The organism is Pseudomonas sp. NBRC 111139, from assembly GCF_001753955.1.
Lineage (GTDB): Bacteria > Pseudomonadota > Gammaproteobacteria > Pseudomonadales > Pseudomonadaceae > Aquipseudomonas > Aquipseudomonas alloputida.
The window spans coordinates 1-20,395 of record NZ_BCBP01000076.1; the positions used below are offsets into that span (position 1 = coordinate 1).

The 20,395-nt window shown below is 66.2% G+C and carries 5 protein-coding genes; all 5 read left to right on the forward strand.

Going from position 1 to position 20,395, the window contains the following annotated elements; all coding sequences use genetic code 11:
* A partial coding sequence (locus tag BJQ17_RS25260; protein ID WP_256559949.1) for a BapA/Bap/LapF family large adhesin occupies positions 1-14,408 on the forward strand: 14,408 nt, incomplete at its 5' end.
* 63 nt (positions 14,409-14,471) lie between these two features.
* Positions 14,472-15,908 carry a TolC family outer membrane protein gene (locus BJQ17_RS25265; RefSeq protein ID WP_070096806.1) on the forward strand — a complete coding sequence of 479 codons (1,437 nt, stop codon included), beginning with the start codon at positions 14,472-14,474 and terminating at the stop codon, positions 15,906-15,908.
* Positions 15,905-18,073 (forward strand): type I secretion system permease/ATPase, encoded by a 2,169-nt coding sequence (locus BJQ17_RS25270; RefSeq protein WP_003247299.1) that lies wholly within the window; start codon positions 15,905-15,907, stop codon positions 18,071-18,073. The genes BJQ17_RS25265 and BJQ17_RS25270 overlap by 4 nt, the downstream gene beginning before the upstream one ends.
* Positions 18,070-19,254 carry an HlyD family type I secretion periplasmic adaptor subunit gene (locus BJQ17_RS25275; RefSeq protein WP_070096807.1) on the forward strand — a complete coding sequence of 395 codons (1,185 nt, stop codon included), beginning with the start codon at positions 18,070-18,072 and terminating at the stop codon, positions 19,252-19,254. The genes BJQ17_RS25270 and BJQ17_RS25275 overlap by 4 nt, the downstream gene beginning before the upstream one ends.
* Positions 19,255-19,458: 204 nt before the next feature.
* Positions 19,459-20,358 (forward strand): chemotaxis protein, encoded by a 900-nt coding sequence (locus BJQ17_RS25280; protein ID WP_004576925.1) that lies wholly within the window; start codon positions 19,459-19,461, stop codon positions 20,356-20,358.
* The last annotated feature ends 37 nt before the right edge of the window (positions 20,359-20,395 follow it).

Below are 20,395 nucleotides of genomic sequence, written 5' to 3' on the forward strand. Positions count from 1 at the left end.
CCGCGACCGATGCCGCTGGCAACACTTCCGTTGCCAGCTCGGTCACCGCACCGGATATCGATGGCGGCGACACAACGCCACCGGAGACCCCGACCAACTTGGTGATCAGCGCTGCCGGCAGCCAACTCAGCGGTCGTGGCGAAGCCGGTACCAGCGTTCAGGTGCGCGATGACGCAGGCACCGTAATTGCCACGGGCACGGTCAATCCGGATGGTACCTTCGCCATCACCTTAAACCCGGCCATCACTGATGGCAGTACGCTGCAAGTCACCCTCACAGACGCCGCTGGCAACGTATCGCAACCGGGCTCGGTCACCTCGGCCGACTTGCTGCCGCCCGCGCAACCGACCGACCTGGCCCTGGCCGATGGCGTCACCTTCACCGGTCGCGGCGAGCCCGGTGCCACCGTGCAGGTGCGCGATGCCGGCGGTGCTGTCATCGGTACTGGTGTCGTCGGTGCCGACGGCCTGTTCAGCCTCACCCTGTCACCTGCCCAGGCCAACGGCGAAGCCCTCGACGTACGCTTGGTGGATGCTGACGGCAACGCCTCTGCGCCGCTGCAATTCGATGCGCCGGATATCACCCCACCTGACGCAGTAACCAATATTGCAGTTGGTGCTGACGGCCTGGCCCTGAGCGGTCGCGGCGAACCGGGTGCCACTGTGGAAGTGCGCGATGCCAATGGCACCGTGATCGGCACGGGTGTGGTGGGTGCCAACGGCACCTTCCTGATCGACCTCGCCCCAGCCGCGCAGCCGGGCGAGCAGTTGAGCCTGGTGCAGACCGACCCAAGCGGCAACGCTTCCTCGGCACTGCAATTCGAAGTCCCGGCCACCACTGCGCCTGCCAGTCCCAGCGACCTGGTGTTCGCCGAAGACGGCAGCAGCATCAGCGGTACCGCACCTGCCGGCACCCGTGTGGAAGTACATGACGCCAACGGCACGCTGATTGGCACTGTGGTGGCGGGCCCCGACGGCAGCTTCACCGTCACCCTCGACCCGCCCCAGGCCAACGGCGAACTGCTGGACGTGATCGCCATTGATGACGGCGGCGTTTCCTCGCTGCCCGCCCAAATCACCGCACCGGATATCACCGCCCCTGCCGCACCGACCGAACTGGTGATCAATGCCGACGGCAGCGTGGTCACCGGCCGTGCCGAACCGGGCAGCACCGTACGCGTGCTGGCCGCCGACGGCACCACTGTGCTGGGTAGCGTGGTAGTTGGCGCTACCGGCAGCTTCAGCATCACCCTCGACCCGCCACAGATAGACGGTGAAGTGCTGCAGGTGACGGCCACCGACGCGGCAGGCAACGCCTCCACCGCCAGTAACCTTACCGCGCCGGACATCGATGGCGGCGACACAACGCCACCGCAGACCCCGACCAACCTGGTGATCAGTGCTGCCGGCAGCCAACTCAGCGGTCGTGGCGAAGCCGGTACCAGCGTTCAGGTGCGCGATGACGCAGGCACCGTAGTTGCCACGGGCACAGTCAATCCCGATGGTACCTTCGCCATCACCTTGAACCCGGCCATCACCGATGGCAGTACCCTGCAAGTGACCCTGACCGACACTGCCGGCAATGTCTCGCAACCCGGTTCGGTCGCCGCGCCAGACCTGCTGGCCCCAGCGCAGCCAACCGAGCTGGCCTTGGTTGATGGCGTGACCTTTACCGGCCGCGGCGAGCCCGGTGCCACCGTACAGGTGCGCAATGCCAGCGGCAGCCTGATCGGCACTGGCTTGGTCAACGAAGACGGCACCTTCAGCGTCACGCTGTTCCCCGCCCAGGCCAATGGTGAGGCCCTGGACATTCGCGTGGTAGACGCCGCCGGCAACAGTTCAACGCCGCTGGCGTTCACTGCACCGGACGTCACGCCGCCAGCTGCCGTCAGCAACGTCGTGGTGGGCGCCGATGGCCTGGTGCTCAGTGGCCGTGGCGAGGCCGGTGCTACCGTACAGGTACGTGATGCCAACGGCTCTGTCATAGGCACCGCCACAGTCGGCGCCAACGGAACCTTCTTGGTCGACCTCACCCCAGCCGCGCAACCGGGCGAGCAATTGAGCCTGGTGCAGACCGATGCGAGCGGCAACGCCTCTGAAGCCCTGCAATATGAAGTCCCGGCAACCACGACCCCAGCCAGCCCAAGCGACCTGGTGGTGGCTGCGAACGGCGCCAGCATCACTGGTACAGCCCCGACGGGCAGCCGTGTGGAAGTACACGACGCCAACGGCTCACTGGTCGGCAGTGTGGTGGTAGGTGCCGATGGCACCTTCACCGTCATCCTCAACCCGGCCCAGGCCAACGGCGAACTGCTGGACGTGGTGGCCATCGACGGCAGCGGTGCTACATCGCTCCCCGTGCAGGTCACCGCACCGGATATCACCCCGCCGGTCACCCCGAGCGAGCTAGCGATCAGTGCCAACGGCGGCGAGGTCACCGGCCGCGCCGAAGTGGGCAGCACCGTGCGTGTGCTGGCCGCCGATGGCACCACCGTGCTGGGTAGTGTGGTGGTCGACGCCACTGGCAGTTTCAGCATCACCCTCGACCCGCCGCAGGTGAGTGGAGAGGTACTGCAAGTCACCGCCACCGACGCCGCCGGCAACACCTCCACGGCCGGCGACATCACCGCGCCGGACATCGACGGTGGCGACACCACACCACCGGATGCCGCAACCAACTTGGTAGTCGGCCTGGCCGGCGCCCAGCTCAATGGCCGCGGCGAAGCCGGGGCCAGCGTGCAGGTGCGCGATGCCCAGGGCAATGTACTGGCCAACGGCTCGGTCAACCCGGACGGCACCTTCCAGATCACCCTTGACCCACCGGTGAAAGATGGCAGCAACCTGCAAGTGGTGCTGACCGATGCCAGCGGCAATGCTTCTGCCCCGGCGTCGGTGGTTACCCCGGACTTGCAGGCCCCGGCCCAACCGACCGGCGTGGCCTTGGCCGACGGCGTGACCCTGAGCGGCAACGGCGAGCCAGGCGCGACCGTGCAGGTACGCGATGCCTTGGGCAACTTGCTCGGCACTGGCCTGGTCACTGAAACCGGCAGTTTCAGCATCACCCTGTCGCCGGCCCAGGCCAATGGCGAAATCCTCGACATCCGTCTGATCGATGCCGCCGGCAATGTCTCTTCACCCCTGCAGTTCGAGGCCCCGGACATCACCGTGCCTGCCGTAGTCAGCAACATTGTCGTCGGCGCCGACGGCCTGACCTTGGGCGGTCGCGGCGAAGCCGGTGCTACCGTCGAGGTGCGCGATGCCAATGGCACGCTGATCGGTACCGGCACAGTGACCGCGAACGGTACTTTCCTGATCGACCTCGATCCGGCTGCACTGCCGGGTGAACGCCTGAGCCTGGTACAGACCGACCCGAGCGGCAACGCCTCTGAAGCGCTGACCTACGACGTGCCACTGGTGGTCATCCCGACCAGCCCGAGCGAACTGGTCGTCGCCGCCGATGGCAGCAGCATCAGCGGTTCTGCTCCTGCTGGTAGCCGCGTGGAAGTGCATGATGCCAACGGCACGCTGGTCGGTAGCATCGTGGTGGGTGCCGAGGGCACCTTCACCGTGGTACTCACACCGGCCCAGGCCAATGGCGAATTACTGGACGTGGTGGCGATCGACAACAACGGCACCTCGTCGTTGCCGGTGCAGGTCGCCGCACCAGACATCACCGCGCCTGTGGCGCCAAGCGATCTGGCAATCAGTGGCGACGGTACCGTTGTCAGCGGCCGCGCCGAAGCAGGCAGCACCGTCCGTGTGCTGGCCGCCGATGGCACCACTGTACTGGGCAGTGTCGTGGTGGGGGCCAGCGGTGCCTTCAGCATCGGCCTCACCCCGCCACAAGTGGCAGGCGAGCAGTTGCAGGTGACGGCCACCGATGTCGCAGGCAACGCCTCCACGGCCGGCAACGTCACCGCACCGATCGTGGACAACGGCGGCGACACCACACCGCCGGAGCCCGCTACCGAGCTGGCCATCAGTAACGATGGCCGCACAGTCTCCGGGCGCGGCGAAGCGGGCGCCACCGTGGAGGTGCGCAACGATCAGGGGCAGGTGCTGGTGAGCGGCACCGTTCAGCCCGATGGCAGCTTCAATGTGCAACTGCCAACCCCGGTGGTGGATGGCTCGTCCCTGCAAGTGACCCTGACCGATGCCGCCGGCAACGTCTCTACACCTAGCCCGCTGACGGCGCCCGACCAGGTAGCACCGCTGCAACCCACCGACCTGGTGCTGAGTAATGGCGACAGCCTGGTCGGTACTGCAGAAGGGGGCGCACGGATTGAGGTCAAAGATGCCTCGGGCAACCTGATCGGTAGCGTCATTGCCGAGCCGGATGGCAGCTTCAGCCTGACCCTCGACCCGCCCCAGGCCAATGGCGAAACCTTGTCCATCACCGTGACCGATGCGGCAGGCAATACCTCGGTGCCGCTGAGTTACGTGGCCCCGGACATTACTGCACCGGCGATCGTCACTGACGTGCTGGCAGGCGATGGCAGCCTGGCCGTGTCTGGCCGTGGTGAGCCTGGTGCCACAGTCGAAGTGCGTGATGCCCAAGGCGCAGTCATCGGTACTGGCACCGTGGCGCCAAATGGCACCTTCGTGATTGACCTGGAGGCACCGCTGGCCGCAGGTGAGAACCTCGTGCTGGTGCAGACCGATGCCGCTGGCAATACCTCGGCAGGGGTCAGCGTGACCGTTGCCGATACACCGCTGCCCGAAAGCCCGAGCGGCGTGGTGGTGGCCGGTGACGGCTCCAGTGTTTCCGGTACCGCACCGGCAGATACGCAGGTGCAAGTGCGTGACGCGCAGGGCAATGTCCTGGGCAGCACCCAGGCCGGCCCGGATGGCAGCTTCACCATCGGCCTGACCCCGGCACAGGCCAACGGGGAAGCACTGGATGTCGTCGCGGTTGACGAAGCTGGCAACAGTTCACTGCCGACCCAGATCACCGCGCCCGATATCACCCCGCCCAATGAAGCCAGTGAACTGCAACTGAGTGCCGATGGCGGCCTGCTCACCGGTCGCGGCGAACCGGGCACCACCGTGCAGGTCATCAGCGCCGACGGCACTGTGCTGGGCAACGCCCAGGTCGGTGCCGACGGTGTGATCAGCGTGGTCCTGAACCCAGCGCAGACCGACGGCCAGGAACTGGACGTGGTCCTGCGCGACCCCGCTGGCAACACCTCGACCGCCAACATCGTCGCGCCCGATACCGACGGCCCGCTGCAACCCTCCGGGCTGGCTATCGATACCGCTGGCATTCACCTTACCGGCCAGGGTCAAAGCGGCTCCATCGTCACCGTGCGTGACGCCGACGGCAATGTGCTGGGCACTGCCTCCGTGGGCGGCGACGGCCGTTTCGACGTCACCCTCAACGCGCCACAGCGCAATGGCGAAAGCCTGACCGTCGAAGCGACCGACAACCTGGGCAATAGCGCAGGGCCGGTGGACTTCACCGCCCCCGACTCTACCCCGCCGCAAGTGGTCACCAACCCGGCCATCGACGGCACCGGTACCACGATCACCGGCAACGGCGAACCGGGCGCCACCGTGACCGTGCGCGGGCCGGATGGCAGCGTGCTGGGCAGCACGGTGGTTGGCGCGGGTGGCGCTTTCGAAATCACCCTCGACACGCCGCAAACCAACGGCCAGGCACTGACCGTGGAGCAACGCGACGCGGCCGGCAACCTGTCGGCGGCAGTCGACGTGTCGGCACCGGATACCCAGGCACCCGATAGCCCCACCGGTCTGGTCCTGGCTGGCGACGGCAGCAGCCTGAGCGGCAGCGGCGAGCCGGGTGCGCAGGTGACCGTGACCGGCACTGGCGGCACAGTACTGGGCACCGCAACGGTCCAGCCCGATGGCTCCTTCCAGGTGGCCATCGACCCGCCACAGCTCAATGGCCAGACGCTGTCTGTCACTCAGGCGGACAACAGCGGCAACGGCTCGCCCGCTGGCACCGTGACCGCACCTGACTTCGAGGCACCGCTGCCGGCGCAAGGACTGGGCCTTGATCCTACCGGCACACTGCTCAGCGGGCAGGGCGAGGCAGGCAGCACGGTAGAGGTACGTGATGCCGCAGGCAACCTGCTAGGCACCATCCCGGTGAATGCGGACGGTACGTTCGAAGTGGCACTCTCCCCGGCCCAGACCAACGGTGAAGTGCTGTCGGTGGTGCTGATCGATGGCGGCGGCAATGCCTCGCCGTCGGCCACTTTCACCGCTGACGACAGTACCGCGCCAGCTGCGCCTGCCGGCCTCACGATCACCCCGGGCGGCAGTGCCATCCAGGGTACCGGTGAAGCTGGCGCCACGGTGGAAGTGAAGCTTGCCGACGGCACGTTGGTAGGCACCGTCGTCGTGCCCGCAGGCGGCAGCTTCACGGTCCCACTATCGCCCGCCCAGTTGGACGGCCAAGCCCTGGATGTGACGCTGACCGATGCGGCCGGCAACATTTCGCAGCCCAGCCAGATCCTTGCGCCTGACATCACGCCACCGGCACTGCCCACCGACGTTGCAGTCAGCAGCGATGGCACGGCTGTGACCGGTAATGCACCTGGCGCCAGCTCGGTGACCGTGAGCGATGGGGCCGGCAATGTGATCACCGTTGCGGTCAACCCGGATGGCAGTTTCAGCGTGCCGCTGGATACACCGCAGAACAACGGCCAGACCGTAACCGTGGTAGTGACCGACGCAGCCGGCAACGACTCGGCGCCGGTCTCTGTCACCGCGCCGGACACGACCAACCCAGAACCGGCGACCGGGCTTACCGTAAGCCCGGATGGCAGCACGGTCGGCGGCACAGCCGAGCCTGGCAGCACAGTGGAAGTCCGCAACCCGGATGACACCGTGCGCGGCACTGTAACTGCAGGGCCGGACGGCACCTTCGTGATCCCGGTCGCCCCACCGCTGGCATCAGGTGAAACCGTCGATGTGGTGGTGATCGACCCTGCCGGTAACGAATCGCCTGAAATACCACTGGCTGGCCCGACCGGTACCGAAGTGGCTACGCCTTCAGCCCTTGCCATCAGCGCCGACGGTTTCCTGCTGACCGGCCAGGGTACGGTCGGCTCGCTGATTACCGTAACCTCCGGGGGCACCACGCTGGGCAGCGCCACGGTCGGCAGCGACGGTACCTTCCGTGTGTTCCTCCAGAACGCCCAGCTCAACGCCCAGATCTTGCAGGTCAGTGCCAAGGCTACCGTCGATGGCCAGCCTTCGGTGCCGGCCATTATCGTGGCCAATGACACCACGGCACCGGACGCGCCGACGCAGGTAAACCTCAACGCCACCGGCAGTACGCTGACCGGCCAAGGCGAGGTGGGTGCAACTGTGCGCGTGACAGACCTACAAGGCACCTTGCTGGGGACTGCAACCGTCGCGAGCAATGGCCTGTTCAGCGTCAGCTTCTCGCCGGCCGTGGCCAATGGGCAGAACCTGATCGTCACCCAGGCTGATGCTGCAGGTAACGTTTCGCTCGCGGCCACCCTGCAAGCGCCTGACCTGCAGGCACCGCTGGCGGCCACTAACCTCAGCCTCAATAGCGCAGCCACCGTGCTCAGCGGCCAGGGCGAAGCCGGTGCCAGCGTCACCGTGCGCGACGCCAGCGGCGCCATCCTGGCCACCGGCACCGTCAACCAGAGCGGCCAGTTCCAGATCACCCTGCCCAGCGCGCAGGTGACCGGTAGCCCGCTACAGGTCACCCTCAGTGATGCCGCGGGCAATGTGTCCGGCCCGGCCAGCCTGGCCACGCCAGACCACACGCCGCCAGCGGCCATCAGTAACCCGGTGTTGAGCCAGGACGGCCGGCAGCTTTCCGGCAGCGGTGAAGCGGGCGCCACGGTACAGGTCCGCAACGCCGCCGGTGCCTTGCTCGGCTCCGCCACGGTGGGCGCTGACGGTCGCTTCACGGTGACATTCGACACGCCGCAAACCAACGGCCAGGTCATCGGCGTGACGCAAGTGGATGCCGCCAGCAACACCTCGCCGGCAATCAATGTGACAACCCCGGACCTGACCCCACCCGCGCCGCTGACCAACGTGGTGCTGAACAACAACGGCCTGACCCTGACCGGCCTGGGCGAAGCCGGTGCCACGGTCACCGTTCACGGCCAGGACGGGACCATCATCGGCACCGGCCTGGTAGCGGCCAATGGCAGCTTTACCCTCACCCTGAACAGCGCCCAGCTCAACGCCCAGCACCTGAGCGTTACGCAGACCGACGCGGGCAACAACACCTCCACCGCCGTGGCGGTCACCGCGCCAGACTTCACCCCGCCTACGGCACCGACAGCACTCGTGCTGTCCGGTAGCGGGCTGCAACTGACCGGTAACGCCGAAGCCGGCAGCACCGTGACCGTGCGCGATGCCAGCGGCAACGTGCTGGGCACAGCGGTAGCCGGCAGCAACGGCACCTTCCAGGTCACCTTGAACAGTGCCCAGACCAATGGCCAGATGCTGCAGGTGACCGCCACCGACGCAGCCGGCAACGTGTCGCCGGCCGCACCTTACACTGCAGCCGACACCACGCCGCCGGCCGCCGTGACCAACCTGGCTGTCTCCGCCAATGGCGCCACCCTGACAGGCGATGGCGAAGCAGGCGCAACCGTGACCGTACGGGCGCCGGACGGTACCGTGCTGGGCAACGCTACAGTGGCCGCCGACGGTCACTTCAGCGTGTCCCTGTCGCCGGCAGCGATCACAGGTGAAAGCCTGAGCGTGGTTCAGGCCGATGCCGCACAGAATGTCTCCCCTGCACAGAGCGTGACGGCGCCGGGTGCGCTGGCACCGGCCACACCGGACAACCTGATACTGGCCGCCGACGGCCTGTCGGTGACCGGCACCGCCGAGGCGGGCAGCACAATCAAGGTGTACGGCCCCAACGGCGTATTGCTGGGCAGCAGCCCGGTCGCCAACGACGGCACGTTCACTGTCAATCTCGGCAGTGCGCAGGCCAATGGCGAAGTGCTGCAGGTCAGCGCAACGGGCCCCGATGGCAGCGTATCGCTACCCGCTACCCTGCTGGCACCCGACACCACGGCACCGCAACCACTGACCAACCTGGCGTTGTCCAGCGACGGCCTGGTACTCAGTGGCCGCGGTGAAGCAGGTGCCACCGTTACCGTGATTGGCGAAGGCGGTGTCGACCTGGGCACTGCCGTGGTCGATGCCAATGGCAACTTCAATGTCAACCTGAACAGCGCGCAGATTAACGGCGAACAGCTCAGCGCCAGCCAGTCCGATGTGGCCGGCAACGAGTCCAACAGCGTCAGCCTGACAGCCCCTGACCGCGTCGCGCCGGATGCTGCCGGCAACCTGGCCTTCGCCGGGGGTGGCAGTTTGTTGAACGGTACCGGCGAAGCGGGTGCCGCCGTGCGTGTGCTCGCCGCCGATGGTTCGGTGCTGGGCAGCGCCACGGTGCGCGCCGACGGGACTTTCCAGGTCAGCCTCGCATCGCCCCAGGCCAACGGCCAACAGGTGCAGGTGGTACTGACCGATGCGGCCGGCAACCAGTCTGCTGCCAGCGCCATCACCGCACCCGATACCACACCGCCAACGGCACCCGGCGAACTGGCCGTTTCCGGTGATGGTGTCACCCTCACCGGCCGCGGCGAAGTGGGCGCGCGGGTGACCGTGACCAACCCGGCAGGCGAGGAAATCGGCAGCGCCACCGTCGATGCCAGTGGCCACTTCACCATCACGCTGAGCCCGGCACTGGGCAACGCCGAGCTGCTCAGCTTCACCCAGGCCGATGCGGCCGGCAACGTGTCGGCAGTGGCTACCCTGCAAACCCCGGACTTCACCCCGCCCGACCCACTCACCCAAGTGGTGATCAACGCCGACGGCAGTGTGGTCAGCGGCCTGGGCGAGGCCGGCGCCACGGTAATCGTCAGTAACGCGGCCGGTACCGTACTGGGCACGGGTATCGTATTGGCTGATGGCAGCTTCAGCGTCGAACTGTCACCCGCACAAATCAACAACCAGACACTGTCGGTACTGCAGGCCGATCCCCCCGGCAACGTCAGCCTGCCGGTCAACGTGCAAGCGCCGGACCTCACACCGCCAGCGGCAGCAACCGAGCTGCGGCTCAATGCGGCAGGTGACGAGCTGGGGGGTGTCGGCGAAGTGGGCGCCACCGTGCGCGTGTACGTCGGTATCACGCAGGTGGGTACCGGCACAGTGGGCGCCGACGGGACCTTCATCGTCGAGCTGGATGCAGCGCAGCTCGATGGCCAGGTGCTGCAGGTCACCCTGACCGATGCAGCTGGCAACATCTCGCCAATCAGTTCGGTCACGGCGGTGGACACCACACCACCGGCCGCCGTGGTCGCCATCATCAACGACAGCGGTACCCAGGTGATCGGTACTGCCGAAGCCGGCACCCGCGTCACGGTGGTCAACAACAACGGCGACCTGCTGGGCCAGGTAACGGTGGAGCCGGACGGCACCTTCGTCCTTGACCTGAACCGCCCGCAAATCAACGGCGAAACGCTGACCATCATCGCCCAGGACGCCACTGGCAACCCGTCGGTACCGCTGGCAGTGACTGCGCCAGACCTGACGCCACCGGTGCAGCCGACCGACCTGCTGCTCAACGCAGCCGGTACGTCGATGACGGGTACGGCCGAAGCCGGCAGCACCATCACGGTGCGCGGCCCGAACAACAACATCGTGGGCACGGTGGAAGTGGGTGAGAACGGCCAGTTCACTGTGCCGATCAGCCCGGCACAGAACAACGGCCAGTTGCTGACGGTGGTGTCCACGGATGATGCTGGCAACGCTTCGGTGGCTGTCCCTTACCAGACCAACGACACCTCGCCACCCGACCTGGTGACCAACCTGGCGATCAACAACACCTTCAACGTGCTGACCGGCAAGGGCGAAGCCAATGCCACGGTCACCGTCAGCCTCGACGGAGACGTGATCGGTACCGGCGTGGTGGATGCCGCTGGCAACTTCCAGATAACGCTGGTGCCGGCGGCGGGCTCGCTCGCAACCCTGGAAGTGACACAGTCCGACGGCATCAATACGTCTGCGGTCGCGACCTACCTCACCCCCTTGATCGCACCACCCGTGCCGCCCACCGACGTGACCTTGGGCAGCGACGGCCTGACCCTGACAGGCAGTGCACCCAGCGGTGTGGGCATTCGCGTGTACGACGCTGCAGGCAACCTGATCGGTACAGGGGTCGCAAGCCTGAACGGCTCCTTCACCCTGACGCTGGACGCAGCCCAGCTCAATGGCGAACACATTTCGGTGACAGCGGTGGCGCTGATAGGCGGCGAATCGCAGCCGACCTTCCTGCAAGCGGCCGACATCACGCCACCGACCAACCCGGTGGTCACCAGCCTGTCTGTCAATGGCCTGGTGCTGACCGGCACGGGTGAACCCGGTGCCACGGTGACAGTGCGTGATGCCGGCAACAACGTGCTCGGCACGGCGGTGGTGAATGGCGGTGGCGTGTTCACCGTCAACCTGAACGCCGCGCAGCTCAACGGCCAGGTACTGGGCGTGAGCCAGGCTGACACTGCAGGCAATGTGTCCGGCAGCACAAGCTACACCGCCGCAGACCTGCAGCCACCTGCTGCTCCCACCAACGTCGCCATCAACGGCACCGGTACCGTGCTTACCGGTAGCGGTGAGGCGGGCGCTACCATTACCGTCCAAGGCCCGAACGGCCAGGTGGGTACCGGTGTGGTACAAGCCAACGGCACCTTCAGCATTACCTTGACCTCGCCACAGAACGACGGGCAACTGCTGGTGGTACGCCAGGCCGATGCTGCCGGCAACCTGTCCGCCAGCACCAGCCTGACTGCGCCGGACACCACCCCGCCAGCCGCCCCGCTGGCCACCATCAACGCCAACGGCACCTCGGTCAGTGGTGCTGGCCAGGTCGGCAGCACGGTCACCGTGCGCAACAGCGCCGGTACCGTACTGGGTACCGCAACGGTGGGCAGCAACGGCCTGTTCGTGGTCAGCCTGACTGCGGCGCAGATCGACAACCAGGCGCTCAGCGTCACCCTCACCGACAGCGCCGGTAACGTGTCCACGGGCACTGCACTGACCGCACCGGACCTGACCCCGCCTGCGGCTGCCGGCAACCTGCTGTTCAGTGCCGACGGCAGTACCCTCACCGGTACTGGCGAAGTGGGTGCCACCGTCACCGTACGCAGCGCCGGCGGTACCGTGCTGCAGACCGCGACGGTGCAGGCGGACGGCACCTTCACCGTGACCCTGAGCCCGCCTCAGGACAACGGCCAGATCCTTTCGGTGACCCTCAGCGACCCGCGCGGCAACGTGTCGGGCAACGTCAACGTCACTGCACCGGATGTGGATGCCAACGCGCCGGTCATCGCCAGCGACAACCTGGCCACGGCCACGGTCAACCTGGCAGCGGTCAGCGCCACGAAGACCTACACCGACAGCTTCACCACGCTACTGTCGGGGTTCTCCAAGACCTACACCTGGACGGTGGCAGCAGGCACCACGGCTGACCCTACCCTCACACTGACCACCAACAGCGTGCTGGCATTGCTCAACAACACCAGCTTCACCCTGCAGGTGAAAGACGCCAGCGGCACCTGGGTGACCATCGCCACCGGTAACACTCAGGGCCTGCTCGACCTGATCGTGTTGCCAATCGGCTTGCAGGTGGACATCGGCGTGCTGCAAGCCGGTGATTACCGACTGACCGTGGGCAGTGGCGGCATCGGCCTGATCACCGAAGTGAGCACCACGCTGGACATCGTCTCCACCAGCCTGACCCAATTCACCGGCACCGGCATTGCCACCTCTGGCAACGTCATTACCGACGTGGGTACCGATGGCGCAGTGGATGCTCGTGGCCCGGACAGCGCCGCCGTGCTGCAAGTGCTCAAAAACGGCAGCTACGTCTCGGCCGGGACCGCCACGACGGTTCAGGGCCAGTACGGCACCCTGGTGATCCGTGCGGACGGCAGCTACACCTACACGCCGAACGGCAGCCCGAACAGTGTCGGCAAGGTGGACGTGTTCAGCTACCAACTGGTGCACCCTAACGGCCTGTCCGATGCCGCCAACCTGTACGTGCGCATCGACAGCCCGCAAGCCACGGAGGTCTGGAGCGACACCAACTACGGTGCACCGGCCACGGTGGTCGACGCAGTCAACGACGTTGGTACCAGCCAGGTCACCCTGGACAACCGCGTGGACTCCAGCAGCAGTACGCTGGGCTCGCTGAACCTGCCAGTGATCGGTACCCGCCAGGCCACCTACACCACCACGGTTGCCGCCAATACCACGGCCGACCTGCAGGTGGTGGTCAACTCCACCAACCTGTTGAGCCTGCTCAACGGCACCACCATCGAGCTGCTCAAGCTCAACCCGGCCACCGGCCAGTACGTGCTGGTGCAGTCGGTGCCAGGTGGTTCGCTGGTCAGCATACTGGGCGGCGGCGCCGGGTATACCTTCGAGAACCAGGGCGCCGGTACCTACCACGTACGTGTCACCGCCGGCGGCATCGGCTTGCTCAGCTCCATCACCACCAGCCTGAACACCACTACAACGTACCTGACCGAGTTCGTGGTCAGTGGCGCGACAGCCGCCACCGGCAACCTGCTGGCTGACGACAATGTCGGTTCGGCCTTGACCGTGCTGAGCGTGCTGACAGCGGCCAACACCTACACCATCCCGGGCTACAACGGGGTAAGCGTGGCCGGCACCTACGGCACGTTGCTGGTGCATGCCGACGGCAGCTACACCTACACCCTGAACGCAGGGCTCACCTCGGCGGTGGTGGGCCAGCACGACACCTTCACCTACGAGCTAAGCCACCCGAACGGCACTACCGACACCGCAACCCTCACCATCAACGTGGACAGCGCCGCCGGCCTCACCGCCACCACATCGCTGCTGGCCGATACCGGCGACGAGTCCGCGGCACTCGCCAGCCTGGCAGCGGCCACCGATGTGATCGCCGGCACTGACGGCAACGACCACCTCGATGGCAGCCAGGGTGGCCACATCACCCTGCAGGGTGGTGCGGGTGACGACACACTGGTGGTGGTCGACCAGAACTTCGCCAGCGTCGACGGTGGCTCGGGAACCGACACCCTGCTGTGGGGCGGCGGTGATGCCAGCATTGACCTGGGCAACCTGGCCGGGCGCGTACACGACATCGAAATCCTCGACCTCAACGACACCAGTTCGGTGGCGCTCACCCTCAACCTGGCGGATGTGGTGGCGATCACCGAAACCGGTACCGACACACTGATCATCAAGGGGGACGACAAAGACTCAGTTCACATGACGGACAACTGGACGCTGGTCGGGAACCAAACTGCCGACGGCATCGACTATAACCAGTACACGGCCCAGGAGGATCCAAGCCATCACCTGTGGGTACAGAACGGTATCCATGTGGTTTGAGGCCGCTGTAAACCCGTCGGGTGAATACCCGGCGGCATGGACGACCAGCAGTAAGGGAACTATGTGAAGCGAAGCAGTCCGCTGTCACCGCTGTTGCTGGGAGCCTTCGGGCTCCTGGCCCTGAACTTCCACCCGGTTGCCCAGGCAGCCGATGATATAGACCCCCACCTGCGCCAGATCGGGCCGTCGCTGCTACGCGATGCGCCCGAAGCGGTGCCCGCCCGCCCCCCCATCGGCATGGCCCCGGTCGCCAGTGGCGAACGGCTGAGCCTTACCGACGCGGTGCTGCAGGCAGCGCAATGGCACCCGAGCATCGCTGAGGCCATCGGCAACCTTTACAAGCAGGGCGAAGGCATCAACGTCGCCCGTGCGGGGTATTACCCACAGATTTCCGGTGGCCTGCGCACCGGTTATGACACCGGCTATGGCGGCGACCGCAATAGCCAGGCCCTGAACCTGTCGCTCAAGCAAATGCTCTATGACTTCGGCAAGGTCGACAGCGCCGTCAACGCGGCCCAGGCTGCCGCCGCCCGCGCCCAGGCCAATATCCTGCTGGTGGTCGACGACCTGGCCCGCGACACAGCCTATGCCTGGATCGAAACCCGCCGCTACGAGCAACTGATGACGATTGCCCGCGACCAGATTCGCGGCGTGGGCGACATTGCCGGCATGGCGCGCCAGCGCAGCGACATGGGCGCCAGTACCCGTTCCGACGTGGTGCAGGCCGAGTCCCGCGTGGAAAGCGCCCGTGCCACCCTGGAGGAGTATCAGTCGCAGTACGAGCGCTGGCGCTCGACCCTGGCGGCGCTGATGGGCCGCGTTACCCCACCGGCACTGGCCGAAGGCTCACCCGCCGAGCTGAACCAGGCCTGCAAGCGCCCTGCACAGGGTGATGACCGCCTGCCCGCCGTGCTGATGGCCCTGGCCCAGCGCGCACAGGGCCAGGCAGAGCTGGCCCAGGCCAAGGCGGAGGCCTACCCTACCCTGTCGTTGCAACCGCAGGTCAATCATTACCTGGACGACGACTACAACCGCGATAACGCACGGCTGGACCGCACCCAGGCGGGCATCTACCTGAACGTCGAAGTTCCCATCTACCAAGGGGGCTCCATCAGCGCCCGCACCCGCGCTGCCGGCCACGCGCTGACCGCCGCCGATTCCGCCGAAGACGCCGCACGCCTGCAGGCGCGTCGGGGCCTGGCCGAGGCCAAGGCGCAAACCTCCGGGCTGGGCCGCCGACTGACCTCGCTGGAAGCCCGCCAGGTCAGCATCCAGGAGGCACGCATGCTCTACGGGCGTCAGTACCTGGACCTGGGGACACGGCCACTGCTCGACCTGCTCAACGCCGAGCAGGAGATCTACCAGTCACGCTTCGAACTTGCCGGCACCCGCTCCGATCTGCTGCGCCTGGATGTCGACTGCCTGTACAACACCGGCGCCCTGCGCACGGCCTTTGGCCTTGAGGGGCGCAACCTGCAAGGTGTGGAGATCCAGCCATGAGTGATTCGATCGATGTGACCCTGCCCAACCAGGCGCCCGCGCCGGAGCAGGCCGCCGCCCACCGGCCAGACCTTGGCCCCTGGCTTGAGGTGATGTTGCAGGTGGCACACCACTACCGCCTGGACGTATCACCCCAGCGTATTCGCCTGGCCGCTGCGGAGGATGCCCGCCCGTTGAATGAAATCCTCCGCCACATGGCACGTCAGGCGGGGCTGGCATTGCGCTTCGTGCACTTCGATGCCAAGGGCCTGCGGCAATGGCGCACGCCGCTGGTGCTGGAGCTGGACGATGGGCAGCTGGCCGTGGTCGAGTCGGTGACCGAAGAGGACGACCTGGCAGTGGTGTTCGCCGGTGACCAGGGCCTGACTTCACGTCTGCCCCGCGACACCCTGAAAGGCCGTATCAACCGCGTGGCCCTGCTGCGCCCGGCCCGGCCACTGCGCGATGTGCGCACCGACGACTACACCGCGCCTTACGACCGCCACTGGTTCGCCCGCATCGTACTGCGTGACCTGCGCCCTTATGGGCAGGTGATGGTCGCTTCACTGGTGGCCAACGTGCTGGCGCTGGCCGGCGTGCTGTTCTCGATGCAGGTGTACGACCGAGTGATACCGGCTGAATCCCTGCCCACCCTCTACGTCCTGTTTGGCGGTGTGGTGTTGGCACTGGTGTTCGACTTCAGCATGCGCCTGCTGCGGCTAAAGGTGACCGACCTGCTCGGCAAGCGCGCCGACCTGCGGGTGAGCGACCTGGTCTACGGCCATGCCCTGCGCCTGCGCAACTCGGTGCGGCCGAAGTCCACCGGCTCGTTCATCTCGCAGTTGCGCGAGCTGGAGTCGATCCGCGACCTGATCACGTCCAGCACCGCCACGGTGCTGGCCGACCTGCCGTTCTTCCTGCTGTTCCTGTTCGTGTTCTGGCTGATCGGCGGCGTACTGGTGTTCATCCCGCTGGTCGCGCTGCTGGCCATGGTGTTGCCCGGGTTGCTTGCACAACGGCGCCTGGCACGGTTGGCCAATGCCTCGATGCGTGAGTCGGCGCTGCGCAACGCCATGCTGGTGGAAAGTATCCAAGGCCTGGACGAGATCAAGGCACTGCAGGCGGAGGCTCGCTTCGAACGGCAGTGGAACCAGTACAACGCGGCCTGCGCGCACACCAACCTGCGCCTGCGCACCCTCACCAACGGCCTGGTGACCTGGACGCAGAACGTGCAGGGTGCCGTGTTTGCCGTGGTCATCGTGATCGGCGCACCCATGGTCATCGCCGGCGACCTCACCACGGGTAGCCTGGTGGCGGCATCCATGCTTTCGTCGCGGATGATGGCACCGCTCGCCCAGCTGACCCATGTGCTGACCCGCTGGCAGCAGGCCAAGGTAGCGCTGCAAGGCCTGGACAAGCTGATGCAGTCGCCAGTCGACCACCCCGAAGGCGAAGCCCGCGTGCACCTGCCAGCCATTCACGGCGAGTACCGCCTGCGCCAGGCCAACTTCCGCTACAGCGAAGACTACCCGCCAGTGCTGAACATTGGCCGGCTGGACATCCAGCCGGGCGAGCGCATTGCCGTGCTGGGCCGCAACGGCGCCGGCAAATCAACCTTGCTGCAGGCGCTGGGTGGGGCCATGGACCTGGTACAGGGCGAGATCAGCCTGGACGGCATCGCCATGGCCCACCTCGACCCTGCTGACCTGCGCCGTGACGTCGGCCTGCTGCCGCAGTACGCGAGGCTGTTCCACGGCACCCTGCGGGAAAACCTCACCCTCGGCGCCGGCCAGGCCAGCGACCAGGAACTGGTGGCCGCGCTGGCCGCCACTGGCGCACTGGACTTCGTCCGCCGCCTGCCCAAGGGCATGGACCACTTGATCCTCGAAGGAGGCCTGGGCTTGTCTGGCGGCCAGCGCCAAGCCCTGGTGCTGTCGCGCCTGCTGGTACGCCAGCCGCAAGTACTGCTGCTGGACGAGCCGACCGCGTCGCTGGACGACATGACCGAGCGCAAGCTGCTGGATAACCTGGAGCGCTTCTGTCAGGGCCGTACACTGGTGATCGCAACCCATCGACTGAGTGTTCTGCAGCGGGTCGACCGCATCCTGGTGCTGGACGCCGGGCGCATCGTCATCGATGACGCGCGCGATGCCGCGCTGGCCAAACTGCAGGGAGCCCAGGCATGAGCAACCATGAACTCCCGGCTTCCTACCTGGACGGACAGGACGACCAGGCGGTGTTCCGCGCCGGCCGCATCATCACCCTCTGCGCGCTGATGCTGGCGGCGTTCCTGGCCTGGGCGGCCTGGTTCGAGGTGACCGAGGTGTCCACCGGCACAGGCAAGGTCATCCCAAGTTCGCGAGAGCAGGTCATTCAGTCGTTCGAGGGCGGTATCGTCGCGCAGATGAGCGTGGCCGAAGGCGACCTGGTCGAGCGCGGCCAAGTGCTGGCCCAGCTCGACCCGACCAAGACGGCTTCCAGCGTGGGTGAAAGCGAGGCCAAGTACCGGGCTACCAAAGCCAGCCAGGCTCGCCTGCAGGCAGAGGTGACCGGCAAGCCCCTGACCTTCCCGGCGAGCCTGCGCGACTCTCCCGACCTGATCGATGCCGAAACCGCGTTGTACCAGACCCGCCGCCGCGGCCTGGAACAGACCCTGGCAGGTATTCAGGACTCGTTGCAGCTGGTGCGCAGCGAGCTGAAGATCACCGAAAACCTGGCAAAGATGGGTGCCTCCAGCCGAGTTGAAGTGATCCGCCTGAACCGCCAGCGTTCCGAGCTGGAGCTCAAAGCCAACGAGGCGCGCTCAGACTATCTGGTGCGCGCCCGGGAAGAACTGGCCAAGGCCAGCGCCGAAGCGGACGCCCTGTCGGAAGTGATCCGTGGGCGCAGCGACTCGCTCACCCGCCTGACCCTGCGCTCGCCGGTGCGCGGCATCGTGAAGGACATCGAGGTCAACACCCTGGGTGGCGTGGTGCAGCCCGGTGGCCAGGTGATGAAGATCGTGCCGATGGACGAACGCCTGCTGATCGAAACCCGCATCGCGCCACGGGACATCGCCTTCATTCACCCCGACCAGGCGGCCAAGGTCAAGATCAGTGCCTATGACTACTCGGTGTACGGCGGGCTGGACGGCAAGGTGGTGGGCATTTCGCCGGACACCCTGCAGGACGAGGTCAAACCGGAAATCTACTACTACCGCGTGTTCATCCGCACCGAACAGGACAGCTTGCAAAACAAGGCCGGCAAGCGTTTTGCGATCGTGCCAGGGATGATTGCCACGGTGGATATCCGAACGGGCGAGAAAACCATCCTCGATTACCTGATCAAGCCGCTGAACCGGGCCAAGGAGGCCCTGCGCGAACGCTGATCCAGTTATTTACACACATCCCTGTGCGCGCGGGCATGCCTGCGAACACCGGCGAAGCCGGTGCCATGCACCGCGACGCACGTTTCGCGGGCATACCCGCTTCCACAAGGGGCCCAAGCACTCCTGAGTTCTGTGCAAATTGCCTAAAGCCCGACCAAAACAGGCCGATAACCGGATATCCCCTGCTCCCCACCGAAGGTCACCATGGCCACGCAAAATGCCCGCGCGGATTCGCTATCCCTGCTGCTGTTCACCCTGCGCAGCGGCAAGCTGATGGCAATCAACCTGCTCAAGGTCAGCGAGATCATCCCCTGCCCGCCGCTGACCAAGCTGCCCGAGTCACACCCCCACGTAAAAGGTGTGGCAACCCTGCGGGGCCACTCGCTGTCGGTCATCGACTTGTCTCGCGCCATTGGCGAACAGCCACTGGTCGACCCGCAGGGTGGCTGCCTGATCGTTACAGAGATCAGCCGCTCGCGCCAAGGCCTGCATGTACAGGCAGTCAGCCGCATCGTGCATTGCCTGAGCACCGACATCAAACCGCCGCCCTACGCCTCGGGCACCCGCTCGTTCATCACCGGTGTGACGCGCGTGGACAACACCCTGGTGCAGGTGCTGGACATCGAAAAAGTCATACACGCCATCGCCCCGCCCGTCGCCGAGCCAGCGCACGGCACCTTGAGCGAAGAAGACGCCAGCCTGCTGGCCGCCGCCAACATCCTGGTGGTGGACGACAGCCAGGTGGCCCTGCAGCAGTCAGTGCACACCCTGCGCAACCTCGGTATCGAATGCCACACCGCGCGCAGCGCCAAAGACGCCATCAACGTGCTGCTGGAGCTGCAAGGCACCGCGCAGGAGATCAACATCATCGTCTCCGACATCGAAATGAGCGAAATGGACGGCTACGCCTTCACCCGCACGCTGCGTGAAACCCCCGACTTCCAGCACCTGTACGTGCTGCTGCACACCTCGCTGGACAGTGCCATGAGCAGTGAAAAGGCGACCCAGGCCGGGGCCAATGCCATCCTTACCAAGTTCTCCTCGCCAGAGCTGACCGATTGTCTGGTGGTGGCTGCGCGTACCGTGGTGTTCGCCGAGCACTGATATATTCAGCGACAAACTCCCCGGCTTGCCGCCGGGG